The sequence below is a fragment of the Bacillus sp. (in: firmicutes) genome, from assembly GCA_017656295.1.
Taxonomy (GTDB): Bacteria; Bacillota; Bacilli; order Bacillales; family JACDOC01; genus JACDOC01.
The window spans coordinates 14,883-40,313 of sequence record JACDOC010000012.1 but is presented as its reverse complement, the minus strand read 5'-3'; the positions used below and the strand labels follow the sequence as shown (position 1 = coordinate 40,313).

The following is a 25,431-nucleotide window of genomic DNA, read 5'->3' as shown; positions in this document are numbered from 1 at the left end:
CAGCAAATATGTCAATCATATGACGAAAACGAATAAAATTTATGAAATTAGGAAGATGAAATGATGAAATTTTTATGACGAAAAAACCGTCGCCTTTTATAGACGACGGTTTAACGGTTAATCATTTTTTTGTAAAGGGGCACACGATTGTCGGAGGATCATTTCATGATTCACCGTAATTTGTTTCGCTGCGATTTGCGGATGGTGAATCGCCTGTAATAAACAATTCGCTGCCTCGTATCCTAAATCAAATATGTTCACCTCAACGGAGGATAGCGCCGGTTGAGTGTAGTCGGCAATCATTAAATTGTTGAAGCTAATAACGGACACATCTTGGGGAACACGAATCCCCATTTCATGTAAGGCGGCTAATACCCCAAGGGCCATAATATCGTCGGTAACAATAAGAGCCGTTGGAAACTCTTTTAACGAGAGGTATTTTTTCACCGCATTTTTTCCGCTTTCTTGAACGAACTCTTGGAAAATCGTATATTCGTTTCGATATGGTAAATTGGCAAGACGCATCGCCCGTTCATAGCCTTGTAACCGGTCAATCGTAACGACTAAATCTAACGTACCAGCAATAAAACCGATACGTTCATGACCAAGAGAAATTAAATAATCCGTTACTTCTAACGCTGCTTTTACATTATCGTTATCAACATGATGAATTTCATCTGTATATTTATAAGGTTTTCCGATTACCACAAATGGAAATTGTTTTTCGTATAAATAGTGCATAATTTGATCATCAACTCTTGAGTATAGCAGGACAATGCCGTCGACTCGATTTCCTTGCACCATTTTGACAACATCTTCAAATATTTCTTCTTCTGTTTGCCCCGTCGTCAGATAAAGGGCATATTCCTCTTCATACGCTTTAGCACTGATTCCTCGAATCACTTCTGGGAAGAATGGATTTTGTAACACTTTCCCTGTCGCGCTTGGCATGACGATTCCTAAAGCTTGGGTCGATTTGTTTGCTAAGCTTCGGGCATTTAAGTTGGGATGATACCCGAGCTGCTCCATCGCTTCACGAACTTTTACTTTTGTCCTCTCACTAATTCGTGGACTATCTGCAATCACCCTCGATACGGTCGATGGGGCCACATTCGCCAATTTCGCGACATCTTTAATCGTCACTCTCATGTCATGCCCTCCTCCGTTCATCTTATTGTACTATGTTTTTGGTCATTCGACACCATCCGTGCTGGAGAGGGGTCGTTTTTTAATGCCAGTTCATATTTTCAAAAGTCAGCCCACTGATGGTTAGTCGACGAATCGGGTGCTTACGATTGCTTTTCTCCCACTTAAACTTCTTTGAATATGCTATGTTTTGAAGTGGGAGTCTTAACGCCAGTTCAAACGGGATAAAACATCCCCCTTAGAAACAGGGGGATGGTGTTACTTCGTTCTTACTTCAAAAAAAGTGGCAGATGAATCGACAACTTGACCGTTTAACGTCACCTGTCGATTTTCGGCTCCGTGAATAACAAAGACGATTTTTTCCCACGCAGGCGTTAGTCCTTGGTGGACATTGTTCCATTCAATATTCACGTTGGTCGATGTATAATGAACTTCAATGTTCTGTTCGAAATAACAACCCTGTTCAAACTCAAATGTGGTTCCATCATCTTCATACAATGTAAAAGTGGAAGTTCCTTCTTCATTACCGTACAAATGAATGGTCAATTGACGGTCCGCTTCAGCGGTATTCCTTTTCACTTCACCATGAGGCAAAATGGCCCCACTTTTGATGAAAATCGGTAGTGTATCAAGAGGAGCTTCAACCATGATATATTGGCTGCCTACGATCCTTTCATCGGTCCAATAGTTATACCATTCACCTTCCGGAAGATAGACGACACGATACTTTTGACTTGGTGACATCACTGGAGCAATCAGCACATCCGAACCGAGCATAAATTGATCATGCATTTCGTATGTTTCCTTGTCTTGTGGATATTCCAAAACCATTGGTCGCATCACAGGAACTCCTGTTTGAGCTGCTTCACGGAAGAGGGTATAAATATATGGCAACCATTGATACCGTAACCCAATGTACTTTTTGGCGATTTGTTCTACTTTTTCACCGAACATCCACGGTTCTTGTCTTTTCGTTTGAATCGCACTATGGTTACGGAAAAACGGGAAAAACGCTCCTACTTGGATCCACCGGGCGAACAACTCTGGTGTACAATCATGAGCAAATCCTCCAACATCAATACCACAAAACGGAATCCCTGACATCCCGAGGTTCATACACATCGGTAAGGACATTTGGAGATGTTCCCAAAAGCTGCGATTATCCCCGGTCCATACAGCAGCATATCGCTGAATGCCCGAAAAACCGGCCCGCGTCAGAACAAATGGCCGTTTTCCGTTTAGCAATCGTTTTAATCCACTGTAGGTGGCCTCACCCATATACAAACCATACACATTATGAAGTTCCCGGTGTGATTTCTTTTCACCATCTTGGTTATGAACGACTTGAACATCCATTGTTTTCGTTTCGTTAAAAACAGCTGGTTCGTTCATATCGTTCCAAATGCCTTCAATACCTAACTCTGTATAAAATGAATGTTGGTTCCCCCACCACGTTCGGACGTTTTTATTTGGAAAATCAGGAAAGACGCTTTTTCCAGGCCACACGTCCCCTGTATACAACGTTCCGTCCATATATTTACAAAATAAATCTTTTTCTACACCATCACGATACACATCGTACTCGGAGTCCACTTTTACTCCGGGATCGACAATCGGAACTACATGCACCCCAGCTTGATTCAGTTCTTCTACCAGCTCTTTTGGGTGTGGATAGCTGAACGGATCAAACGTAAATACGCGATAACCATCCATATAATGAATATCTAAATAAACCGCATCAAGAGGAATGTTCCTTTTTTGAAACTGATTGACTAATTCCCGAACCTCTTCGGCCGTTTCATAGCTATAACGAGATTGGTGGTAGCCAAAGGCCCATTTCGGTGGTAGTGGCATCCGTCCAGTTAGTGATGTGTATTGTTGAATAACCTCTTTTAACGTCGGTCCGCCGAAAATGTAATAATCGAGTTGTCCCCCTTCGGCTGAAAATGAATACTCGTTGTCACTTGATTTTAAGTCAAAGACCGTTTTAAACGTGTTATCAAAATATAAGCCGTACGCCTTCCCTTCGTTTAACGCGAGGAGAAACGGAATCGATTGATATAACGCATCAATTTCCGGATTATGTGGGGCGTATACATCGGAGTTCCACATCGTCATTTTTTCGCCGCGCTTGTTTAAAAAGCTCGTTTTTTCTCCGAATCCGTAAAAATACTCTTCTTCCTTCATTTCTTTATACCCAATGACATGGCGTTCGTTCGTATAGCCCATTCCCTTTTCTCCATCTTTGACAAGAAGGCGACCTGTTTTATCTTTTATAGCGATGCGTAACGGCGACTTATGAAGATCGATTTGCAGCTTACGAGTGGCGATGAGCAGGCGTTCGCTATACTCTTCCATTTCAAATGATACATCTTCTCGCTCCTTAATCACCGCCACTGACGTAGCTAATGTTGGCGTTTGTAACGGGTTCATCACCACACGAACAATCTCTTCGGTGTAAAACAAAATCGCGACATCGCCATTTTCACATTGAAGATGAATCGTTCCATCCTCGACTGCTACTTGACGGACGGAACCGATGTCTTTTAAAGTTGAAGACGTTTTCGATTGATTTTTTCCTGGATGGATCATAAAACTCGTATCGATCATCACTACCACCCTTTCGATTTTTTACCCTTTCGTTCCTCCAGCCGTTAAACCTGACACAAAATATTTTTGTAAAGACAAGAATAATAACGCAATTGGAATCGCAATTAAGACGGAACCAGCAGCAAATTCCGTAAATTTATTGTTAAATTGGTCGGACACTAAGCTATAAAGACCAACAGCGAGGGTGTATTTTTCTTCTGAACGTAAAATCAATGACGCTAAAATAAACTCGGCAAACGGTCCGATGAACGAGAACAAAGCCACTACCGCTAAAATCGGTTTCGATAACGGCAAAATAATTTGGAAGAAAATGCGTAAGTGACCGGCACCATCCATCCGAGCGGATTCATCTAACTCACGCGGAATGGTATCGAAGTACCCTTTCGCTAACCACGTATTCATCGGAATTCCCCCACCTACATAGAGGAGAATTAATCCTAGATGAGTATCCATCAGCTTTAACATGGAAAGTAACACGTATAAAGCGATAATTGCTACAAATTGGGGAATCATTTGTAAAATTAAAAACGTCATGAGTCCATATTTACGACCGGTAAAGCGGTAACGTGAAAACGCATAGGCAGTCAGTCCGACTAAAATAACGGAAAAAATCATCGTAAGTCCTGACACTTTTAACGTATTCCAATACCATTGCAGGAACAAGGAATCCTCTCCAAACAGGTCTTGATAGTGGCTAAGCGTCGGATTTTCAGGAATCATCGTGGAGCTCATTAAACTGTTTCCTGGATTTAATGAAGCCCCGATGACCCATAAAATGGGATAAATAACGATAAACATCGCAACAAACAAGACGAGATAAGACAACGTTAAGCGGATGATTTTCGCTGTTTTCATACTCATATTACATCAAATCCTCTTCTTTAAATGATCTTGTTCTCTTAAACTGAATCACCGCAAAGGTTACAATGATAATCCCAAGTATTAACGTGATCGCTGCTGCAATGCTGTATTGAGCAGAATTTAACGTTAACTTATAAATCCACGAAATGAGAATATCGGTACCACCCGCTTGTTGCTGACCGACGATTGCTGGTCCGCCGCTGTTAAATAGGTAAATAATATTGAAGTTATTGAAGTTAAACGTGTATTGCGTAATTAAAATGGGAGCCGTTGCGTATAAAATCATCGGCAACGTAATGTTACGAAACTTTTGCCAAGGTGTTGCCCCGTCCATCGTAGCGGCTTCATATAAATCATCTGGTATCGCTTGTAACACCCCAGTTGTCATCGCCATAACAAATGGGAATCCTAACCAAAATTGTATCAATATTACCGCTGTACGTGTCCAGTTCACATCGGTCATCCATGGAATGGCATCCAATCCAAAGAACGGGAGAATAGATGTATTAATCACCCCAAAGGTTTCGTTAAACATATTGGCAAAAATCAAAATTGTTACAAATGCTGGTACCGCCCATGGAAGAATGAGAATGGTCCGAATAATGGCCTTTCCTTTTAAATCTTTTTGATTCACGATAACAGCTAAGAAGATACCGATGATGATTTGTCCGGTCGTTGCAACGAACGTCCAAATAATCGTCCAAGCGAGAACTTTCATCATTGTGTCACGCCAAATATCTAACGTGAAAACTTTCTTGAAGTTCTCAAACCCAACCCAATCGACAAGTTTAGCTGGTGGAGAATGGTATAGATCATAGTTCGTAAACGCTAATAACACCATAAAAATTAATGGAAACACCACGGTAAAAATAAGTAAAAAAAGTCCTGGTGAAATCATTAAGTAAGGGAAACCGTAATCGTATAAATGCTTAAATTGTTCTTTAATCGTAGGTAATGGAATACCTTCCTCGCGCTTTTTCCCGTTACGATACGCATCGACAACGTTAAAAATATAAAACCCAATTCCAAATGCCAGAACAATAACCGCTAAAATTCCTTGAATCAGTAAACGAATAGAATGGTCACGTCGAACGACTTCACCAAGGGTAAAAAGTCCCCAAAAACCCATATTAAATAAATCGTAAAAAGCGATTAGATAAGCTACTTCTAAAATAATAAAGGAGAAACCTTTTAATAATTGACGATTATATAGCTGCCCGAGACCAGCAAGAAGGAGAGATAAGATGAAGGCGACTTTACTATGCCGTGTGGTGTTTGTTGACACGAGACATGCTCCTTTCTTGAACACTAATCGGACCTTTACGGGCTGTTGCTCCCTACTTCCTTCTTTGGTCCACTCTTGAGATGGGGGAAAATTACTGCCCGTTAAGGTGGCTTCGGGGGTTTTTCTCATCCCCACTGATGATTCGTTGAATGAAAGAGAGTAGCAGTACTCCGGATGAAGTACTGCCACTAAAAAACATTATTGGTGATTCGTTTGAATCTGTTGTCCAATCGCTTTGACTGCTTCATCCAACGCTTTTGCTGGCTCTTGTTTGCCTGTAACCGTTAATTGAAGAGCAGATGCCATTGGGTCCCAAACTTCACCCATTTCTGGAATGTTTGGCATCGGTACACCATAACCGGATTGAATCGCTACCGCACTTGCTGCTTCATCTTCTGCAATGACTGGATCTTCAATTAAAGATTTTACAGGTGGAATTTCGCCAGTTAATTCAAAGCGGATTTTTGCATTTTCGGCATTTGTAATATGTTCAACTAGTTTTTGTGCCCATTCCGGATGTTTAGAAAAGGAGCTTACGTACCAACCTTTTACCCCAATGAATGTTTTCACATGTTCACCGTTTGGTAACGTAGGTAGTGGAGCTACCCCAATATCAATACCAGCCTCACGATAACCTTGGAACGCCCAAGGACCGTTCATAACAGCAGCCACTTTTCCCTCTGTAAATAAACCATCTAATGTTTGGCCACCGTTTTCACCGATAATACCATTAGGGAATAATCCTTCTTGATACCATTTCGCAATGTACTCTGCCCCTTCAACAGCGCCGTCGTTGTTAAGGCCGAGATCTTGTGGATTTGGCACACCGTTATCATCACCAAACACGTAACCACCAAATCCGCCAATGACACCATGCGCGAAATAGAAGTTATCCCATAGCGCTAAAAATCCGTACTTTCCATCTTTTGAGAAATCTTTAGCAAAGCTATAAAGCTCATCCATTGTTTCTGGAGCTTTTTCAAGAAGGGCTTTGTTGTAAATAAGAACCGGTGTTTCTGTAGATTTTGGTAAACCGTATAATTCTCCATCGAATGTCATTGCTTGAATGGAAGATTCAGTGAATTGATTCACAACTTCCTCATCCACATGAAGAGGAACGATTAATCCTTCTGTCACAAGTGGACCAATACGGTCATGAGGTAGCGTAACAACATCCGCTCCAGTACGGTTCGGACCATCTAAACGTAACTTATCTTGCTGGTCTAACATCGGAACTTCTTTGTACTCTACTTTAATTCCATATTTTTCTTCGAAACTCTTAATTGCTGCTTCAATCGCTGGGCCACGATCTTTGTCTTCCCAAACGACTAATTTTTCAGGTTTGTTTTCCCCACTGTCTGTTGATCCATTATCTGTTGATGAAGTTGTGTTATCTTTTGGACCACAAGCAGCTAACGAACCCACCGCTAAAGCGGCTGTCATCATCGAAGCTAACAACTTCTTTTTCATAAAATGAAACCTCCCCCTAAATGATTGTACAAACGTTTGCACACTTAAAAGAAGTACTATGTCTCTAAGTTAGGAAAGCGTTTGCACTAATTTTGATTTTATTTTAGCCCAGCCTAAACAAAAAGACAATATATTTTTTGGAATTTTTTAAGCGTTTACAATTTTGTCAAATAAACTATTATTCTTTTTCTATCTAATTTCATTTTAATATTGACATCCCCATTGGAATTTTCTTACGATTAATGCAAACCTTTGCGCAAGGAGTGACATAATGCTAAAAGAAGCCATTTATCATCGTCCGACGAATTCTTTCGCTTATGCATATGATGAAAAAACGCTTCATATTCGTCTACGCACGAAAAAAGATGATGTTGATTCAGTTCATCTATTATACGAAGATCCTTATCGCTGGAGTAAAGATGAAGATGGAACATGGCGCTGGTCTGTTCAAAAAAAAGAAATGATTAAATCCGGATGCGATCACCTATTTGATTATTGGTTTGTCGCTATTCAGCCGGAATATCGCCGATTACGGTATGGCTTTGAATTAAACGATGAAAGTGAAACGCTTGTATATACCGAACGCGGCTTTTTCCCATCCGCCCCTTTGGATGATGTGGCGTATTATTTTTGCTTCCCGTTTTTACATCCAAACGATGTATTCCAAGCGCCTGATTGGGTAAAGGATACGGTTTGGTATCAAATTTTTCCTGAGCGTTTTGCCAACGGGGATCCTTCGCTAAATCCTGAAGGGACGCTTCCGTGGGGATCAGAAGACCCGAAACCAGACAGCTTTTTCGGAGGCGACTTTCAAGGAGTCATGGACCATTTAGATTATTTGCAAGAACTCGGCATCACCGGTATTTATTTTACACCGATTTTTAAAGCACCTTCGAACCATAAATATGACACTATCGACTATATGGAGATTGACCCACAATTTGGGGACAAGGAAACGTTCCGTCGTTTAGTGAACGAGTGCCACAAGCGCGGTATTCGGGTGATGTTAGACGCGGTGTTTAATCATTGTGGATATTATTTCGATAAGTTCCAAGACGTGTTAAAAAACGGGGAGAAATCTCGTTATAAAGATTGGTTCCATATTCGCAAATTTCCGCTTACGTTTGAGCCGGTCCCAAGCTATGATACGTTCGCGTTTGTTCATACCATGCCGAAATTAAATACCCAAAACCCAGAAGTGAAAGAATACTTATTAAATGTCGCTACCTATTGGATCGAAGAATTTGATATTGATGGCTGGCGCTTAGATGTCGCGAACGAAGTCGATCATGATTTTTGGCGTGAATTCCGCCAAGCGGTCAAAGCTATCAAACCGGACGTCTATATATTAGGGGAAATTTGGCACGATTCGATGCGGTGGCTTCAAGGGGACCAGTTCGATGCGGTGATGAACTATCCGTTTACGAACGCCGTAATCGATTATTTTGCCAAACAAAAAATGGACGAGCAGACGTTTGGCGAGCAAATTCAACACGTTCTTCATCAATACCCGGAAACGGTCAACAACGTCGCCTTTAATTTACTAGGAAGCCACGATACGCCGCGTATTTTAACTCAAGCCGACGAAAATGTAGAGCTAGTGAAACTCATGTTCGTCTTCCAATTATCGTTTAAAGGCAGCCCATGTATTTATTATGGAGACGAAATCGGCTTAACCGGTGGCCAAGACCCTGGTTGCCGTAAGTGTATGGAATGGGATGAAGAAAAACAAAACCGCGAACTATTCGAAACTGTGAAGCGACTCATTCAATTACGAAGAACGTCACCCGCATTTGGTAATCTTGGTTCCATTGAATTTTTCCCAATACCCAATGTCCTTGCTTATAAAAAATGGACAGAAGACGAAGAAGTATTTATTTTTATGAACCGTTCAAAAGAGGAACAACAAATTGCACTACCAACTGTTGTTGCCAATCGAAACGTCGTAAACTTATGGAATGGTATCGACATTTCTACAGGCAATTCACTTACTCTCGGTCCATATGATTTTGTCATTTGGTCGAAGAAAAAATAAAATCAAACTAACAGCTACCTCATACTATTGGGGTAGCTTTTTTGTACTTTAAAGGACTAGGGGACAGTCCCGCGATGCTTTAAAGTGCTGAACCTTGGGATTTTGCTCGCATATTTGTATGGTTTTATTAGAAAATAAATATGAAAGGAGGGAATGGTGATGAAACCTACGAAGCGATTTACAGTTGCAGGTACTGATATCGAAGAAGTAAAGGCGAAAAACCGGGCGTCTGGGTTAACGTATAATCAAGTAAAAGCTTTACTTGCTCAAAAATATCAGCAAAAGAAATAATCCCACCTTGACTTTTATTAGGTGGGATCGACTAAATGATGTTTAAACGCATAAATGACCGCTTGGGTCCGGTCTTGGACCTCTAGTTTACTTAAAATATTGCTGACGTGAGTTTTTACCGTTTTTAAGGCAATAAACAGTTCGTCGGCAATTTCTTGATTCGTTTTTCCTTTGGCCATTAATAATAAAATTTCCATCTCGCGCTTTGTTAATTCTTCATGTGGCAGGCGAGTAGATGGTCGACGCATTTTCGCCATCACTTTATCAGTCACTTCTGGCTCGAGCACCGTTTGACCGTGATACGTTTTTCTTATGGCATCCGCAATTTCGCTTGCTTTTGACGTTTTTAATAAGTAGCTTGTGGCACCGGCTTCAAGGGCAGGATACACTTTTTCATCATCTAAAAAGCTTGTAACGATAATGATCTTGGCATCAGGCCATGCGTTCATAATTTGTTTTGTCGCTTCAATGCCATCCATTTCCTTCATTACCAGGTCCATTAAAATGATGTCGGGACGGAGCTGTAATGCTAAGTCAACCGCTTCTTTTCCATTTTCCGCTTCTCCAATGACTTCGATATCCGGCTGTGTTGATAAGTACGAGGATACACCGATACGCACCATCTCATGGTCGTCGACAAATAATACTTTAATCATCGTCTCCCTCCATTATCGGAATTTTCACTTCGAGTCGTGTCCCTTTTCCCGGAAGACTGACAATCTGAAGATTTCCACCGATTTCAAGCGCACGCTCACGCATCGTTTGCAGGCCGTACGACGTAGTTTTGACTTCCTCTACGTTAAAACCAACCCCGTCATCAACGACACGTAATATGGCAAATTGGTCACGGACAATAAACAATACTTCTAACGTAGTCGCTTTAGCGTGACGAAGGGTGTTCGAAATCGCTTCTTGTAAAATTCGGAACAAATGATCTTCAATTCCTTTATCTAAAGGGAACGGTTCAATTTTCCATTGAATCGTCATCGGAACTTTTTGCTTAAGTTCTGAAAGCAGCTCGAGCATTCCTTCCTGCAACGTCTTTCCTTTTAACGGTACAGGTCGTAAATGAAGGAGTAAGGCCCGCATTTCGAGTTGCGATTGATGCACCATTTGTTCGACCATTTGTAACTGTTTGGAAAGTTGAGGGAAAGTGGTGTCTTCCGATTCATTAATGGCGGAGATTAACATCGATGCGGCAAATAGTTGTTGGCTTACTGAATCGTGCAACTCCCGGGCGAGTCGACTCCGCTCTTTTGTTACGAGTTCTTGCATCAGCTTTTCTTGCTGTTCTGCTGTTTGGCTTGCTAACTTTTGGGCGAGCTTCGTCTGCTCTTGAAATTGTTGCTGCCATTGCTTTATTTTCAAAAGAATTTCTTCTACTTCAGCGACGCTCGTTTCGTTAGATTCTTTTGATGGCGAGCTTTTACGAAAATTAGATAGAGACCGTTCGATCGTTAAAAATTGTTTTTTCCAATACCACCCGAAAAAAAGTCCTAAAAATAATCCGATGAACACAAGTAATAGCAAAACAGCCAATATAAATGGAATTCCTGCGACTTTTTCTGTCCACCATTCGGACCATTTTTCCAACGGGTAGGTTAAAATATATAATCCAATGACGCCGATGACCATGACGACTGCACAAACGAAACCGAAAAGGAGGTGACGTTGGATGACGTTCATACCCGTTTCACCTCTACATGACCGGCCACCATCGACGTCACGATTTTAATTTTTTGCTCCACTTCTGGATAGTCAGCCGTTTGAAAAATAATGGATTCATTCACGACACGCTCATTGACCATTTGAAAAATATCGACCGTTCCAACGACAACGGACACGTGAACGGATACTTCCATATCGTACGGAACAAGCACTTGCACGTTTCCAAGGAGGTGGCGTACAAAAATAAGGGCCTCCCCTTTTGGAAAGACGGTTTGGCTTAAGTCAATGACCATATCCCCTACAAATCCTTGTACATTGACATCTTCCCATTCGTAGATTGCTTGCGGGGTGCTTTGGCGCCCGATGATTTTATTTTGAAAAAAAGGCTTTTTACGAAAAATAACATCCGATGTGGTCCCGCTTTTTCGAATTTCCTCTACTTGAACGGTCGAACGTGTTTTTTTCGATTGCACATACTGGATAAGAAAGTATAAGATGACTGCAAATAGTACCCAGCGAAATGCTAACGTGTGAAAAATGGCGAAAGCAGCGTTTACTAAGCTGACCCAAAATACGATTTTCCCAAGGAGTTTATGGTAATATTTTTTTCCGATGTATACGAAGAGAAAAGAAAAGAACAGAAAGTAGAGTATGCCACCATCTAAAAAAATGATTTCAAACAAAAGAAGTCCAACAGCGATATAAAAAATCCATAACCATCCGTTGTACTTGTTCATCGTATGACATCTCCCCTTTCTGTTCTTCTCATTGTTGGTTAAGCTAAGGACAAATCAGGCGTTGTTTTTACCCGTTCTAACTGGCGCTAAGATTCCCGCTTCAAAACATAAAGTAGTTTAAGAGGAGTTAAGCGCCAGTCAGAACCCGATTCGTTCAACTAACCATCTGTAAGGGCCCCTCACTGATGGAAGTTTCACTTGATCTATGCCTTAAGCATACCACGTTTTTTTATTCGTTCGAAACTGTTTCCCGATTTTTTAGCTCTTTTTCTAATTGAGCAATTTTTGTATCAATTGTACTTTCATAATAGCGTGTCATTACTTTTCGCTCGAGCTCGTCTAAGTAGCGCTCCATTTCTTCAAAACGAGAGTTCGCTTTTTCAGAGTATTTTTCTCCATCTAATACTTTGTTCATGCGATAATGAGCCCGCGCCGTGTTTTCACGTCCCATCAGTTCAAGTTTTTTTACGTGCATATCTTTTAACTTATGCTTCATTTGCTCGTATTTTTTTTCGAGTTGCTCGAGTTCTTTTTCAGCTTGCTCTTTTAATTGGGCAAGGCGTTGTGCTCGTTCTTCGTATTGGTGTTGTTCCGTTGATGCAAATTGGTATAAGTCGTCAGCTCCCGCTTCTTGAGCAACGGCTGCTTGATGATTCCGCTTTTCAGCCATCTTTTTCGCTTCATGCCATTCTCTTTCGTATTGATTTTTTAACGTGTAATGGCGTTCGACGAGCTTTTTCACTTTTTCCACTTCTTGTTCGCATTGACGTAAGTAATGATTTAGCATCGCCATTGGATTTTTCTGTTCTTTTTGATCGATTAAGTCGTGTAAATCAGCTTCAATTACTTGCTTTAATCGTGTAAACAATCCCATTTCAATAACCCCTTTCAATTAGTTTGTTGTAGTTTTTGCCATTCGCGTTCAAAGTTGGTGAACGGATCGTCATCTTTAGGTGATGACGGTTGTTTTTTCCAGTTTTTATGGATATAGTACAATCCCACTAAGGCGAGCAGCCCGATGACGGCAGGAATGTTGGACAAACTGGCGATTAAGGCGATGACCGCAATCGTCCCTAGCAAAATTTTGACGCTCGTTTTTTCGGCCTTTAAACATTTTTTGAAAGCATAGTAGAAAATAATGGATGAAATAAGCAGGCCGATCATTGGTCCAAGGTGGGCTAAAATGATACAGGCTAATATGATCCCTAGTGTAAATAAAGCAATCTTTTTCATCGTCCGCGTTCCCTCCTTTCTTGTCTTCATCTTATCTTTTCTTCATATATCCCATAACGAGCCCGAGCTTTATTTTCATCTACGACTCGAGGCGTATTTTAAGCGGTATTTTTGTTAACCTTATTTAAATTTAGGTTGACATATATCCTGTGGGTTCGTATGCTAAAAGAGAGAACTACATAAGGGGTGGAATCATGGAAACAAAGGGTAAATTAACAACAAGAGATATGGTCCTTGCGCCATTATTTGCTGCGTTAATGGCGATTGGGGCAAATATTACGTCATTTGCACCATTCATGGTGATCGGACAAGTGCCGATTACGCTGCAAACGTTTTTTGCGGTGTTAGCAGGGGTTATCCTAGGCAGTCGGTTAGGAAGTATTTCGATGCTTTTATACATGTTGATTGGTTTATTCGGTGCTCCGGTGTTTGCAAAGTTTGGGGGAGGTTTTTCTAGTATTCTTTCACCAACATTCGGATTTATCGTTTCTTTTATTTTTGCAGCATATGTGGCCGGAAAAATCGTCGAAGCGAAACCGACATTTGGAAGATTCATTGTCGCCGCCATCGTCGGAACAGCGGTCAACTATTTAGTCGGTACGAACTGGATGTACCTAGCGTTTAAACTTTGGGCAGCAGCACCAGAAGGCTTCACATACACCATGGCCTGGGGCTGGATGGTCTTATTCATTCCAAAAGACTTAACATTAGCCATTTTCGCCGGCATCCTCGCCCACCGCTTACGCAAAATCCCTACCATCAATGCCAACAAAAAAATCGCTTAAACTAACGTAAAAAGCGGCTCTAATAAAGGGCCGCTTTTGTACTTTAAAGGATGTGGGGACAGTCCCGCGTTCATATAAAGTTGTAAAGCATTAATGTAACGCGGGACTGTCCCTCACTAAGTTAATTCATTAAAGTACCCTTTGTGTCATTCATTTTACTCTTAAGAAGGAAAATCAATAATTGTGTTGAATATGGATAGATGGTTAGATACAAAAAATAAAGAGGTGTTGTGAATGCCGAGAAGGCCGCGTGTTTGGTTTCCTGGAGCGATGTACCATATTACCGCTCGAGGCAATCGGAGGTCAAAGATTTTTTATGATGATAAAGATCGTCTGATGTACTTGGAATTATTGGAAGATGCGCGCTCCTATTTCCCCTTTTATCTTCATTCATACTGCCTTATGCCCAACCATATCCATCTCCAATTGGAAACAATCAATCACCATCCTAAAGACATTATGAAAAGACTCCATACTCGTTATGCCATTTACTTTAACCACCGTTACCATCTCGTTGGTCACGTTTTTCAAGGCCGATACGGTGCCAAACTTATCGTTACCCCCGATTACTTTCTAGATGTCAGTAGATATATCCACCTAAATCCACTAGAAGCTAAAATGGTCACAACTCCCGAAAACTACAAATGGAGTAGCTACTCCGCCTACATCACCCAACAAACGAACCCCCACATCACCACCGAAAAAATCTTATCCTATTTCCCACATCCTCAAAAAGAACACTACCGAAAGTTCGTTGAACAAACAGATATGGAACGCTTTAACATTTTAAATAAGCAGGGGACAGACCCGCACTTCATTAAAGCTTTAAAACAATAGGGGACAGTCCCGTGATGCTTTAAAGCATCGCGGGACTGTCCCGCACAACTTTAAAGTGTTAAATCAATCTTTTACGATGTCACCTAGTTGTGCTTTAGTGATTTGGAGTAGATCAGATACAGATAGAGAAAGTTGGAGTCCGATTTTTCCTGCGCTGACGATGATGTGGGATAGGTGTTCAGCGTGTTTATCAATCCATGTTGGATAATTCTTTTTCATTCCAATAGGAGAACATCCGCCCCGAACGTAACCTGTCCATTTTTGTAGTTCACTTACTGGGAGAAGCTCCAATTTCTTTTCCCCTACAAGCTGAGCCGCTTTTTTTAAATCGAGCTCTAAATGAACAGGTAGGAGAAACACATATAATTCTTTATCTGGTGATTGACACACCAACGTTTTATACACTTCTTCTGATGGCTTTCCAATCTTCTCCGCAACGGAAACCCCGTCAATTTTTTTATCTACCGTGTCATAGGAAAAAATATCGTAGGGTACCTTCTGCTGATCCAATATTCTCATCGCATTCGTTTTAGCAACTTTTTTCATCTATCTAACACCTCGACATATATTGGGGTCAATATTGGGGTCAGTCCCCTATCACATTAATACGTTAAATCAACTGGGGACTGTCCCCCACTACTCTAAAACGTTAACCCTTTAACGTGCAGCGGGACTGTCCCCCACTTCATTAAAGTATTTTTCCCGCAGTTTCTGGATTCCTTGTTTGCAGATGCCATAAGATAGCCAGGAGCATCCTTTGCAGAGCGAGTCTAGGTCTTCGGGTCTTACTTTGGTGGCGGTTAGGGCGATTAATAATGATTTAGGATATTCTTTACCTTTTTCGAGTCCTAGGTGTTCGATGACGTTGCGGTCGAGAAAGCGGACGTGTGCATCCGATTGTTCACTTGCTTCACATCGGCCGATTCCATGGTGGGGGCACGCTCGACACGCCTCATCTAATCCTTCAATTACTCGAATCGGAAAATCAAGCCGGTCATTGCGAATATCCTGTACAATTTCGCTCATTTTTTCTACAAATGCTGGACTATACCCCATTCCTTGAAAACCATGAACACATAATAAATGATGCCCTCTTAACGTACGTTTCATCACATCTCCCTTTCTTCTCCCCGATTACTTTCCATTATAGTATAGAAGGAACCCTTTTCTGCTATTTTCCCATAAAAAACCTCCAATTTATTTATCCAAAACTCTTTTCCCCTTACTAAAAACGAATCATTCCTCAAAACACCAAAAACGCCCAACCATTGTTACGGTTGAGCGGTGACAATATCTTGACTAAGAGGCAATTGAATTTGAAACACTGTACCACTAGGCCCAGTTTCAACTACTTGAATATCTCCTCCATGGCTATCAATAATTCGCTGAATAATTGTCAAACCAAGGCCGGTTCCGTATTCTTTCGTACTAACGAACGGTTCAAATATTTTATCGAGCCACTCACGCGGAATTCCTTTTCCCGTATCTTTAATAAAAATTTGAACAAACCGATCGTCGACTTTGGCAACAATTTCGATTTTCCCTTGACCCTCAATGGCCTGAATACTGTTCATAATAATATTTAAAAACACTTGTTTTAATCGGTCAATATCAGCATCAATCATAATCGATGGATCGACATCAACCTCAATAGAAATTCGATTTTGTACTTGATCATCTAACAGCGGGAGCATCTCATCAATAATTTGTTTTAACGACACATACTCTAGATTCAACCGTTTCGGTTTCGCCAGCATCAACATATCGTTTACAATATCATTCATACGATCAATTTCCTTAAGGATTAAAGGAATCCGATACTTTTCGTTTTCTTCATCGGACATTTGGTGCTGAAGTAATGTCATAAACCCTTGAATAACCGTTAACGGATTTTTAATTTCATGAGCTGCTCCTGTTGCAAGCTCACCAATGGTTGCTAACTTCTCCATATTAGCCACTTTTCGCTCGAGGCGATGGAATTCCGAAACGTCAATAAAGTAAAAAATTTTCCCGATGCGTTCCCCTTTTTTATTCATTAATGGCGTCTGGGAAACAAGCACCGTATACGTTTCGTCTCCTCGAACAATTTTTGTTTTACGGGTATGGAAAAATTCATTCGAGTAAAACCAGTTCCAAATGGCTTCATTTTTTTCGTCCAGATAAAGATATTGTGACACTAGATTCATTCGTTCTTCATTTAAATTTAACAGTTCCTTCGCCGTCTTATTCACTTCCATTTCATTCGTCCGTTGATTCACCGTAATTATACCAACCGGGATGGAAGATAAAATCTCTTCACGAAACTGCTTTTCGTGAATGATTCGTTCAAATGATTGGCGCAGGTTTAATGACATTTTATTAATCGACTGGGCTAACTCTCGAAATTCATACGGCTGTTCATCAAAGTCAATCAATAAATAATAGTCACCTTTAGAAATGCGCTTCACTTTTTCTACAATTCTATTCATCTGATTAGATATTTGCTGGAACAAGCGACGAATCAAGAAGTATAAACAAAGGAGGGCAATCATTCCTGTACTTGCCATAAGGAATGAATGAATCATTAATGATTGCCTCATTCGTTGATAATCAAGCGCTACATAAATCATTCGATCTTGTGGAATAGGGTAAAAAACTTTAAATACGTCTTCCGAATGGGTAGAATCAAGATAGGAAATTTTTTTACCTATTTTTCGCTGTTCCACCATTTGCCTGTCTTCTTTACTTTTTAGGTGAAACAATCCCGCAATGATATTCATTTGTTGATTTGAAATATCGAACACAGCCACTTCTTTAATATAAGGATCTTCATTTAAAATTTTTTCGATTGTCACATTCGGGTGAATCGAATCGGTAAATTTTTTTACATCTTCCGCTTCGATAAACAAGCAAATAATGTAGTCTTTCCCTTTTGGATGATAGTACCCGTACTTGTAAAATACTTTTTCCTCAGAATGAGAAGTAGATTGGATAATGGGCATAACAATCATTTGATCGTCTACAAAACTTGCTTCGTTTACTTGGATACGTTCTTCATTTAACAGGGCATTGGCATATGTAAAAAAATGAAATGCTTTCGTACTTAAACCAATCTCAACAGGATCAGTCGACTTGATGCCAACAATATCATTCCCTTTTTGCGCGAATATTGTAATACCAGCTATTTGCAGTTCTTTCCTTATATTTTCTAATTGCTCATTTGTCATTTCCTCTACAGATTGGGATTTTAATTCTTGCTCAATATTTCGAGCAAAAGCATATAAGTTTAAGTCGATCTGATGTTCAATTAGTTGAGACGCTCGCTCTGACTTTTCGATTTCTCGGCTAATCGTATTTAATATGAGTTCTGAACGATGTTCCAGTTCACTTTTGACTTGATGTTGCAAGAGGAAAAACTGAACGATGCCCGATAAAATCATAATCACTAACAATACAAGTAACACCCTATGAAGGAACACTTTTTGCCATTTAGGTTGATTCTTCCCCATGTAATCGTATCCTACCTTTTAAAAGTTAGAATAACTGTCATTTATATGTCGATTTTACTACTAATAATGTATTTTATCATAATTTTACTTTTAAAAGTTCTATTTACCTATCACTTTACTCAGATATTATTTTTAAAATTAAACCAACTTTTAGAAAATCATTTCAATTCATATTTTCACATAAAAAGAATATCCCGTTAAAAAGACGACTTCCCAATCGGAGTCGTCTTTCTCTTACTATTCGATTTCAAATCCTAAATCTTCAATCATTTGATGGTCTACGGTTGCCGCCTGCCCCTCTGTCGTTAAATAATCGCCGACAAAAATAGCATTCGCCGCATAAAGTCCAAGTGCTTGCAACGATCGTAAATTCACTTCCCGACCCCCTGAAATGCGAATCTCTTTTGTTGGGTGCATAAACCTAAACATGGCAAGCACTTTTAAGCAATATCTTGGGTTGAGTTTCTTCATATTTTCCAGTGGAGTACCTGCAATAGGATTTAAAAAGTTGACTGGAATCGAGTCAGCATCCAATTCTTTTAGTTCTAATGACATTTCGTAAATATCTTCTTTCGATTCTCCCATACCCACAATCACACCCGAACACGGGGAAATGCCGGCATGTTTCGCATGTTTCACCGTCTCTACGCGATCATCGTATGTGTGCGTCGTTGTAATTTCTGAATAATGCCCCCGACTTGTATTCAAATTGTGATTGTACCGGTCGACCCCAGCTTCTTTTAACTTCGCCATTTTTTCTTCGTTTAAAATTCCTAGACACGCACAAATTTTTAACGGCATCTCTTTCTTAATTTCTTTTACCGCTTCGACCACTTGATCCACTTCCCGATCAGTAGCTCCCCGACCGCTCGCGACAATACAATACGTCCCAGCTTTCCGGTTTAGCGCTTCTTTTGCCCCAGCTACTAATGTCTCTTTATCTAACAACGTATATTTTTGAATAGGTGCATTAGAGACGATAGATTGAGAGCAATAGCCACAGTCTTCTGGACATAACCCACTTTTCGCATTAATAATCATATTTAATTTCACTTTCTTCCCGTAATACGTTTGTCGAACTCGAAAGGCTGCTTGCATAAGCGGTAAAAGTTCATCATCGTCTGCATTTAATACCGATAATGCTTCTTCTTTTGTTAAAACTTCCCCCTGCAATGCTTTATCCGCCAACCGTTCCCACAAGTTCGTCGTTACCATGTTTGTTTCCATGCCAAAATTCCCCCATCCCGAATATTTTGTTAACCTCTCTGAAAAAATAGTTTACATATATTTTTATCAAACCATCTTTCCCACCTAATGTCAATTTTCACTTTTATCAAACAGCACGACTAAACAATAAAAAGACTCCCCTATTCGGCAGCCTTTTGAATCGGTAATCGAACGGTGACGGTTGTTCCTTTGCCTACTTCACTATCAAATTCGATATTTCCTTCATGCCTTTCAATAATTTTTTTACAAACAGCTAGTCCAAGTCCCGTCCCTTTTTCTTTCGTCGAGTAAAAAGGTTCCCCTAGTCGTTTGATCCGCTCTTCCTCCATTCCTTGTCCATTGTCCGTAACCGTTACCACCGCAGTACTTTCTTGAACATCCAAAACAATATCGATTTTCCCATTGTCTTTAATCGCTTCAATGCTATTTTGAATAATGTTAATAAACAATTGCTTCAATTGATTGGAGTCTCCAAATACTGTAATGTCACCTTTGAAAGGTTGCTTAAAGGAAAGGTCGGCATTATTTAAATGAGCTTGAGCTTCCATAAGGACCGTTACTTGTTTTAACAGAACCCCTAAATCGATCGGAGCTAATTGGGCTTCTTGTTTTTTTCCTAATAGGAGCATCTCGCTTGTAATCGTATGTAACCGATCAATTTCCGACATCATGATATCTAAATAAGCTGGATTCAACGATTTGGTTTCGTGCATCAATTGAACAAAACCTTTAATAGAAGTTAATGGATTGCGTATTTCGTGAGCGACCGCCGCGGCTAGTTGACCGATGACGTACATTTTTTCGTTCATAATCATCATTTCTTCATTTTTCTTTTGTTCCGTAATATCGCTAATAATTCCATACACACCAGATACTTGTTCGGAAACGATGATTGGAATAAGTGCACAACGGATGTTTCTTACGTTCCCTTCCTTATTAATTAATAACGTTTCAAACTTTATGGACTGCCCATTTACGACCTCATAAAAATAGTTTCTCACTCTGTCCATTTCCTTTGAGTCAATGAATTGATCAATCCTTTTTCCTTTCGCTTCTTCCGTTGAAATTTTAAATATGTCTTCTCCCGATGGATTTAATGAAACGAGGTTTCCCATTAAATCCAATTCAATGACACCGTTCGGATTATGAATAAATAACGATTGATATCGAAGCGTACTTTGTTGAAGCTGTTTTTCTTTTTTCTCGAGTTCGTCCTTAGATTGAATCAATCGTTGAGTACGTTGTTCAATTAAATAATAAAACAACACCCCGGTTACCATCGTAAAAAACCAACCTTTATATCGCTGAAAGGTAATGTATGATTGGATATTGTCTTTCGACAAAATAAACGAATAATAGTCCGTAAGTAAAATCCATATCACTCCAATGGCTACATATATACCAGCAATTCGAATGGCAATTCGTTGCGCTTCTTTGTTCATAACCAATCTCCTATTACGATTTTTACTCTCCTAAACTGTATGTCCAATTTTACATCTCCCACTTTAAAAGGGGCTAATAAAAGGGGCTAATATAAATATTGTTTTAATATCATTTGTAAAATTTGGATTATTTATTCTTCATGTATTAGCAATGCTACATGACAAATCCTTATGACTAATTTGTAATACTAGCTTTCAATTATTGTAAAAAAATGATAGAGAAGGTAAAATATTTTTCAGAATAACCAAAATATAGTTGACAATTTTTTCGAACTAATAATTCTCGCATTTATCCTATATAGGTAGTTAGAACTATATTTTTAACTAAAAAATAGATATTTAGAATTGTTTTAAAAAAATATGGTTGCATTCATAATTCCAATTTTATTCAATAAAAGTGGAAGTTGGAATTTTTGCCCTAATCCAAAATTGAATTCAAAATTGAAAAAAAATATAATAAGGATAAACTATTATTCTTGCACATTTCTTTTATCAACGTGCCAAAATTATGAGGTGGCTACATGGACGAGCAAAAATCCTACAAAAACTCCTTTCATATTACGACTTTAAATGAATCAAATATAAAAGTTGTCAAAATGCGCGGTATTGAAATTAGTCTCATTGGGGACGGCGACGGAACCCAAGTCATCCATGAAAAAATGGAAGCCGGGAAGAAATGGGCTATAGTCCCTGATGGTGAAGGGTATTTAGAGTTTTTTATGTTGTTAAGTGGAGAAATGTCATTAAAGGTTCAAGAAAACATACAAACCATTTATCCTGGATTCTCAATTACAAATGTCAATCAAGAACACTCGTATATATTCACATCACTTACTGATGTTGAATTTCTTTATATTTCTTCTAGACCTGTGTTTCAACATTATGCACATACATCATCTGAGATGGAGAAAATGGCTATCTCAATAGAGGAAAAAGATGGATATACTGCACATCATTGTGATAATATAAAAAATATGGCAATATTTCTTGGTGAAAAGTTAGGTCTAGATTCTTCTGAATTACTAATTCTTAGCTATGGTTCATTTTTCCATGACATTGGAAAAGTTAAAATTCCACTTGAAATATTAAATAAACCTGGAAGACTAACAGAAGAAGAGTTTAATATTATGAAAAAACATACAATCTACGGATCACAAATTTTAAAAGGACTTAACTACCCTTTTATTGACAAAGCAGCCCTTATTGTTGAGCAACACCATGAAAGATGGGACGGAACTGGGTATCCTCATGGTCTCAAAGGAAGTGAAATTAGCTTAGGGGCCTCAATTGTTTCAGTCGTAGATTCATATGATGCAATGACAAGTGATAGGGTTTATCAAAAACGAAGAACACAAGATGAAGCAGTAGAAGAAATTAAAAAATACAGAGGAAAATATTATAACCCAGATGTGGTAGATATCTTTTTAAAACATATTAATGAAATTGAAAAACTAAGAAAATAAATATGAAAGGAGGGATAGCAATGAAAAAGTTCGTTACAAAATTTATGGTAACTGCGATGTTTGCTCTTGCAACTTTTGGTGCAGTAGCACCAGCATATTACCCAGTACATCTTCCATAATCAACAATTAGACGGGTACAAATTGTTTGTACTCGTCTTTTTCTTTTATTTTAAGGCTCTATAATAAATGTTGGGGTTTTCATACAATTTTGGTCAAAAAAAAGACACGCAACCCCGTCATTCTTTTATACTTGAATTGTCCAGAAACAAGTAAAAAGAATGGAGTTGCGTGTACTATGAATTCTATCATGAATATCCCAGGATTAAAAGACTGTCAGGTGATAAAAATGGAGGAGCGTAAAGGGGAAATCCTCCTCTATGTGGAAATGGAGCAAAAGCCACACCCTTGTCCTGACTGTGGTCAACTCACCAACAAAGTTCATGATTATCGATGGCAAAAAGTTCAACATTTAAAATGGTTTGAACGGATGACGTATATTTGGTATAAACGTCGTCGATATGCCTGTGCTTGCGGAAAACGCTTTTCCGAGCTGGAAGCATTTTATCAAGTAGTAGAGGAATCAGGAATTCCAGAGATGAAACAAGCGATAGAAACGTTTCGAAATTGGCAAGTAGAAATCCTTAATAGCTTTGTGTATGGTCATTCCAATGGCTTTTTGGAAGAAATCAATAATACGACAAAAGTCATCAAGCGAAACGGCTATGGATATAAAAACTTCAAGAGATTTCGAGCAAGAATCTTATTGAGACATCAGTATAAAGGAATATGTCTACATATAGGTTAGGGGTGGCCTGATTTCTTTACCACCCCAACATTAGACGGAGAACCAAAATTTCTAACCAATTACTTTCCTTAACCATCTACCCCAAAATCAACTACTATCGAATTTTAATGACCATCCAGTTGCTTTCCCACATATTTCGAGCTTCTTTATCATCCGTTCAAGTCCGATCTTAAGTCGAAGTTCTATATAAAAGGTTGAGCCAGATACCAATACCAACAACGGAAACAGTACCATTCTTTAAATCTGTCTGAATAGGAAAAAACTATTCGCTCTCAACAAAAAACGTGTGAAGAAACCTCTTCCTTCACACGTCTTCCATATAATATTATGAAACTCGATTTTCTTCTCCTTTGTACTCTTCTACCCAATAATCAGCATTTTTAATTCCGAGTTTTTCTGGGTCAAAGACAGGATCCAATCCTTGTTTTTTCTGTTCTTCGTAATCTTTTAATGCCACTAAGGCTGGTTTAGCGAGAAGAACGATGGCAATGACGTTGAGCCATACCATGATTCCTAAGCCGATATCACCAAGTGCCCATGCAAGTTTTGCTGTTTTTACAGCACCGTAGAATGTTGCTGCTAGTAATACAACTTTTAAAACAAACATTGGTGTTTTGCTGTTACGGCCACGCGTTAAATAGGCGATATTTGTTTCCGCCATGTAGTAGTATGCCATAATAGTTGTAAAGGCAAAGAAGAACAAGGCAATCGCTACAAAGCCAGCACCGAAGCTTGGGAATACTGTTTCAATAGCGGCTTGCGTGTAAGCAGGACCTGCTTCGACACCTGGCAAGTTCTCACGAAGGAAGTTTCCATCTGGATCTTCTACGTTGTACATACCAGTAAATAAAATCATGAACGCCGTTGCGGAACATACTAATAATGTATCGATGTAGACAGAAAATGCTTGAACAAGTCCTTGTTTAGCTGGGTGGGAGACTTCGGCTGCTGCCGCTGCGTGAGGTCCAGTACCTTGACCAGCTTCGTTAGAGTAAATTCCACGTTTTACTCCCCAAGAAATAGCCGCACCGACAATACCACCGAAGGCAGAATCTAAAGCGAAGGCACTTTTAAAAATTAATGCAAAAACAGCTGGTAGCTCAGTAATGTTTAAAGCAATGATAATAAGTGAAAGAAGAATATAACCGACAGCCATGAACGGAACAACGTATTGTGCAACCGTTGCAATACGTTTTACTCCACCAAAGATAATGATACCGATAATAGCAACAAGAATAATTCCGGTAATAAATGGACTAATACCAAAAGCATTTTCTAATCCTAAAGCAATAGAATTAGATTGAATACCTGGCATTAATAAACTCATGGCAAAAATAGCGGAAATTGCAAATAAAACACCGTACCATTTCCAGCCTAAACCTTTTTCAATATAATAGGCTGGTCCTCCACGATATTCCCCATCTTGTTTAACCTTATAAATTTGTGCATGAGTTGATTCGATAAACGCACTAGCTGCTCCGATAAAGGCGATCGTCCACATCCAGAATACCGCTCCCGGTCCCCCGAACGCAATCGCCGTTGCTGTTCCAGCAATGTTACCAGTACCAACACGTCCAGATAGAGCAATTGCCAAGGCCTGAAATGATGATACCCCTGCGTCTGAGCTTTTTCCTTGGAACATGAGCTTAATCATGTCCTTTAAGTGTCTTACTTGTAAAAAGCGAGTCATGATGGAAAAAACTAATCCTACCCCGAGACATAGATAGATGAGCGGTGAGCTCCATAAAATCCCTACTATGTCATTTACGAAGTTCTCCAAGCAAACTTCCCCCTTTTTTAAAAAAATTCTGGTTATTTATAAATATAAATAACTTATCAAAATTATAAAACAAGTAATTTATAAAATACAACACTTTTTTGCTTTACCTCTGTAAAGAAGTACTTTTTAAAAGAATAATAAACGTATTTTAATATAATTGAAATCATTCTTTAATATTTGGAAAACCTTACTATTTCAACACCTATAAAATTTTTCTAAATACTTTCCATTTCATGTTTTCTATCCTATCATCCATGTAAGTGTCTTT

21 protein-coding genes are annotated in these 25,431 nt (G+C 39.3%); 5 read left to right on the top strand and 16 right to left on the bottom strand.

Annotation, left to right across the window (positions count from 1 at the left end):
* Nucleotides 1-117: 117 nt before the first annotated feature.
* The 5 genes from H0Z31_10650 to H0Z31_10630 all read right to left on the bottom strand — a co-directional run bounded on the left by H0Z31_10650 (nucleotide 118) and on the right by H0Z31_10630 (nucleotide 7,372).
* Nucleotides 118-1,149: a LacI family DNA-binding transcriptional regulator gene (locus tag H0Z31_10650; GenBank protein MBO8177900.1), complete on the bottom strand. Its 1,032-nt coding sequence runs from the start codon at nucleotides 1,147-1,149 to the stop codon at nucleotides 118-120.
* Between the two features lie 255 nt (nucleotides 1,150-1,404).
* Entirely contained in the window at nucleotides 1,405-3,756 is a 2,352-nt protein-coding gene (locus tag H0Z31_10645) for a glycoside hydrolase family 31 protein (protein ID MBO8177899.1), read from the bottom strand.
* Between the two features lie 21 nt (nucleotides 3,757-3,777).
* The gene (locus H0Z31_10640) at nucleotides 3,778-4,617 is read right to left on the bottom strand and encodes a sugar ABC transporter permease (protein ID MBO8177898.1); all 840 of its coding nucleotides are present in this window, start codon (nucleotides 4,615-4,617) and stop codon (nucleotides 3,778-3,780) included.
* Nucleotide 4,618: 1 nt separating this feature from the next.
* Complete coding sequence (locus H0Z31_10635) at nucleotides 4,619-6,031, bottom strand: sugar ABC transporter permease (protein ID MBO8177897.1); 1,413 nt, start codon at nucleotides 6,029-6,031, stop codon at nucleotides 4,619-4,621.
* Between the two features lie 69 nt (nucleotides 6,032-6,100).
* Nucleotides 6,101-7,372, bottom strand: a complete 1,272-nt coding sequence (locus tag H0Z31_10630) for an extracellular solute-binding protein (GenBank protein MBO8177896.1) — start codon at nucleotides 7,370-7,372, stop codon at nucleotides 6,101-6,103.
* 271 nt (nucleotides 7,373-7,643) lie between these two features.
* Here H0Z31_10630 and H0Z31_10625 point away from each other — a divergent pair, with 271 nt between their 5' ends.
* A complete protein-coding gene (locus tag H0Z31_10625) occupies nucleotides 7,644-9,407 on the top strand; it encodes an alpha-glycosidase (protein MBO8177895.1) in 1,764 nt (587 codons plus the stop codon).
* 308 nt (nucleotides 9,408-9,715) lie between these two features.
* Here the strand turns inward: H0Z31_10625 and H0Z31_10620 are convergent, their stop codons facing one another.
* The 5 genes from H0Z31_10620 to H0Z31_10600 form a co-directional block, all read right to left on the bottom strand.
* Nucleotides 9,716-10,354: a response regulator transcription factor gene (locus H0Z31_10620; protein MBO8177894.1), complete on the bottom strand. Its 639-nt coding sequence runs from the start codon at nucleotides 10,352-10,354 to the stop codon at nucleotides 9,716-9,718.
* Entirely contained in the window at nucleotides 10,347-11,384 is a 1,038-nt protein-coding gene (locus H0Z31_10615) for a sensor histidine kinase (GenBank protein ID MBO8177893.1), read from the bottom strand. The genes H0Z31_10620 and H0Z31_10615 overlap by 8 nt, the downstream gene beginning before the upstream one ends.
* On the bottom strand, nucleotides 11,381-12,103 hold the full coding sequence (locus tag H0Z31_10610) for a cell wall-active antibiotics response protein (protein ID MBO8177892.1): 723 nt from the start codon (nucleotides 12,101-12,103) through the stop codon (nucleotides 11,381-11,383). Before H0Z31_10610 ends, H0Z31_10615 begins: the two co-directional genes overlap by 4 nt.
* 229 nt (nucleotides 12,104-12,332) lie before the next feature.
* The gene (locus H0Z31_10605) at nucleotides 12,333-12,977 is read right to left on the bottom strand and encodes a PspA/IM30 family protein (protein MBO8177891.1); all 645 of its coding nucleotides are present in this window, start codon (nucleotides 12,975-12,977) and stop codon (nucleotides 12,333-12,335) included.
* A gap of 14 nt (nucleotides 12,978-12,991) precedes the next feature.
* Nucleotides 12,992-13,366: a flagellar basal body rod protein gene (locus H0Z31_10600; protein MBO8177890.1), complete on the bottom strand. Its 375-nt coding sequence runs from the start codon at nucleotides 13,364-13,366 to the stop codon at nucleotides 12,992-12,994.
* Between the two features lie 164 nt (nucleotides 13,367-13,530).
* On the opposite strand from H0Z31_10600, the gene H0Z31_10595 reads away from it, so the two are divergent.
* A complete protein-coding gene (locus tag H0Z31_10595; GenBank protein ID MBO8177889.1) occupies nucleotides 13,531-14,121 on the top strand; it encodes a biotin transporter BioY in 591 nt (196 codons plus the stop codon).
* 234 nt (nucleotides 14,122-14,355) lie between these two features.
* Complete coding sequence (locus H0Z31_10590) at nucleotides 14,356-14,958, top strand: transposase (protein MBO8177888.1); 603 nt, start codon at nucleotides 14,356-14,358, stop codon at nucleotides 14,956-14,958.
* A gap of 63 nt (nucleotides 14,959-15,021) precedes the next feature.
* On the opposite strand, the gene ybaK is transcribed toward H0Z31_10590, so the two are convergent.
* From ybaK to H0Z31_10565, 5 genes are all read right to left on the bottom strand, one after another.
* Nucleotides 15,022-15,504, bottom strand: coding sequence for a Cys-tRNA(Pro) deacylase (gene ybaK / locus H0Z31_10585; GenBank protein ID MBO8177887.1), 483 nt, complete (start codon nucleotides 15,502-15,504; stop codon nucleotides 15,022-15,024).
* A gap of 111 nt (nucleotides 15,505-15,615) precedes the next feature.
* A complete protein-coding gene (locus H0Z31_10580; GenBank protein ID MBO8177886.1) occupies nucleotides 15,616-16,068 on the bottom strand; it encodes a DUF1284 domain-containing protein in 453 nt (150 codons plus the stop codon).
* Between the two features lie 161 nt (nucleotides 16,069-16,229).
* Nucleotides 16,230-18,446 (bottom strand): PAS domain-containing protein, encoded by a 2,217-nt coding sequence (locus H0Z31_10575; GenBank protein ID MBO8177885.1) that lies wholly within the window; start codon nucleotides 18,444-18,446, stop codon nucleotides 16,230-16,232.
* 237 nt (nucleotides 18,447-18,683) lie between these two features.
* On the bottom strand, nucleotides 18,684-19,661 hold the full coding sequence (gene bioB / locus H0Z31_10570) for a biotin synthase BioB (protein ID MBO8177884.1): 978 nt from the start codon (nucleotides 19,659-19,661) through the stop codon (nucleotides 18,684-18,686).
* A gap of 152 nt (nucleotides 19,662-19,813) precedes the next feature.
* The gene (locus H0Z31_10565; GenBank protein MBO8177883.1) at nucleotides 19,814-21,115 is read right to left on the bottom strand and encodes a PAS domain S-box protein; all 1,302 of its coding nucleotides are present in this window, start codon (nucleotides 21,113-21,115) and stop codon (nucleotides 19,814-19,816) included.
* 596 nt (nucleotides 21,116-21,711) lie between these two features.
* Between H0Z31_10565 and H0Z31_10560 the strand changes: the two genes are divergently transcribed.
* Both H0Z31_10560 and H0Z31_10555 read left to right on the top strand, forming a co-directional pair.
* On the top strand, nucleotides 21,712-22,578 hold the full coding sequence (locus H0Z31_10560) for an HD-GYP domain-containing protein (protein MBO8177882.1): 867 nt from the start codon (nucleotides 21,712-21,714) through the stop codon (nucleotides 22,576-22,578).
* A gap of 295 nt (nucleotides 22,579-22,873) precedes the next feature.
* Nucleotides 22,874-23,383 carry a transposase gene (locus H0Z31_10555; protein ID MBO8177881.1) on the top strand — a complete coding sequence of 170 codons (510 nt, stop codon included), beginning with the start codon at nucleotides 22,874-22,876 and terminating at the stop codon, nucleotides 23,381-23,383.
* A gap of 325 nt (nucleotides 23,384-23,708) precedes the next feature.
* Here the strand turns inward: H0Z31_10555 and H0Z31_10550 are convergent, their stop codons facing one another.
* On the bottom strand, nucleotides 23,709-25,163 hold the full coding sequence (locus H0Z31_10550) for an alanine:cation symporter family protein (protein MBO8177880.1): 1,455 nt from the start codon (nucleotides 25,161-25,163) through the stop codon (nucleotides 23,709-23,711).
* Nucleotides 25,164-25,431 lie beyond the last annotated feature (268 nt).

Bases quoted from the DNA above. Each gene is read 5' to 3' on its own strand.
- H0Z31_10575 (MBO8177885.1), bottom strand. From the start codon at position 18,446: ATGGGGAAGAATCAACCTAAATGGCAAAAAGTGTTCCTTCATAGGGTG.
- H0Z31_10580 (MBO8177886.1), bottom strand. From the start codon at position 16,068: ATGAAACGTACGTTAAGAGGGCATCATTTATTATGTGTTCATGGTTTT.
- H0Z31_10565 (MBO8177883.1), bottom strand. From the start codon at position 21,115: ATGAACAAAGAAGCGCAACGAATTGCCATTCGAATTGCTGGTATATAT.
- H0Z31_10590 (MBO8177888.1), top strand. From the start codon at position 14,356: ATGCCGAGAAGGCCGCGTGTTTGGTTTCCTGGAGCGATGTACCATATT.
- H0Z31_10615 (MBO8177893.1), bottom strand. From the start codon at position 11,384: ATGAACGTCATCCAACGTCACCTCCTTTTCGGTTTCGTTTGTGCAGTC.
- H0Z31_10595 (MBO8177889.1), top strand. From the start codon at position 13,531: ATGGAAACAAAGGGTAAATTAACAACAAGAGATATGGTCCTTGCGCCA.
- H0Z31_10600 (MBO8177890.1), bottom strand. From the start codon at position 13,366: ATGAAGACAAGAAAGGAGGGAACGCGGACGATGAAAAAGATTGCTTTA.
- H0Z31_10625 (MBO8177895.1), top strand. From the start codon at position 7,644: ATGCTAAAAGAAGCCATTTATCATCGTCCGACGAATTCTTTCGCTTAT.
- H0Z31_10650 (MBO8177900.1), bottom strand. From the start codon at position 1,149: ATGAGAGTGACGATTAAAGATGTCGCGAAATTGGCGAATGTGGCCCCA.
- bioB (MBO8177884.1), bottom strand. From the start codon at position 19,661: ATGGTAACGACGAACTTGTGGGAACGGTTGGCGGATAAAGCATTGCAG.
- H0Z31_10645 (MBO8177899.1), bottom strand. From the start codon at position 3,756: ATGATCGATACGAGTTTTATGATCCATCCAGGAAAAAATCAATCGAAA.
- H0Z31_10630 (MBO8177896.1), bottom strand. From the start codon at position 7,372: ATGAAAAAGAAGTTGTTAGCTTCGATGATGACAGCCGCTTTAGCGGTG.
- ybaK (MBO8177887.1), bottom strand. From the start codon at position 15,504: ATGAAAAAAGTTGCTAAAACGAATGCGATGAGAATATTGGATCAGCAG.
- H0Z31_10555 (MBO8177881.1), top strand. From the start codon at position 22,874: ATGAATTCTATCATGAATATCCCAGGATTAAAAGACTGTCAGGTGATA.
- H0Z31_10620 (MBO8177894.1), bottom strand. From the start codon at position 10,354: ATGATTAAAGTATTATTTGTCGACGACCATGAGATGGTGCGTATCGGT.
- H0Z31_10560 (MBO8177882.1), top strand. From the start codon at position 21,712: ATGCGCGGTATTGAAATTAGTCTCATTGGGGACGGCGACGGAACCCAA.
- H0Z31_10635 (MBO8177897.1), bottom strand. From the start codon at position 6,031: ATGAGAAAAACCCCCGAAGCCACCTTAACGGGCAGTAATTTTCCCCCA.
- H0Z31_10605 (MBO8177891.1), bottom strand. From the start codon at position 12,977: ATGGGATTGTTTACACGATTAAAGCAAGTAATTGAAGCTGATTTACAC.
- H0Z31_10640 (MBO8177898.1), bottom strand. From the start codon at position 4,617: ATGAGTATGAAAACAGCGAAAATCATCCGCTTAACGTTGTCTTATCTC.
- H0Z31_10610 (MBO8177892.1), bottom strand. From the start codon at position 12,103: ATGAACAAGTACAACGGATGGTTATGGATTTTTTATATCGCTGTTGGA.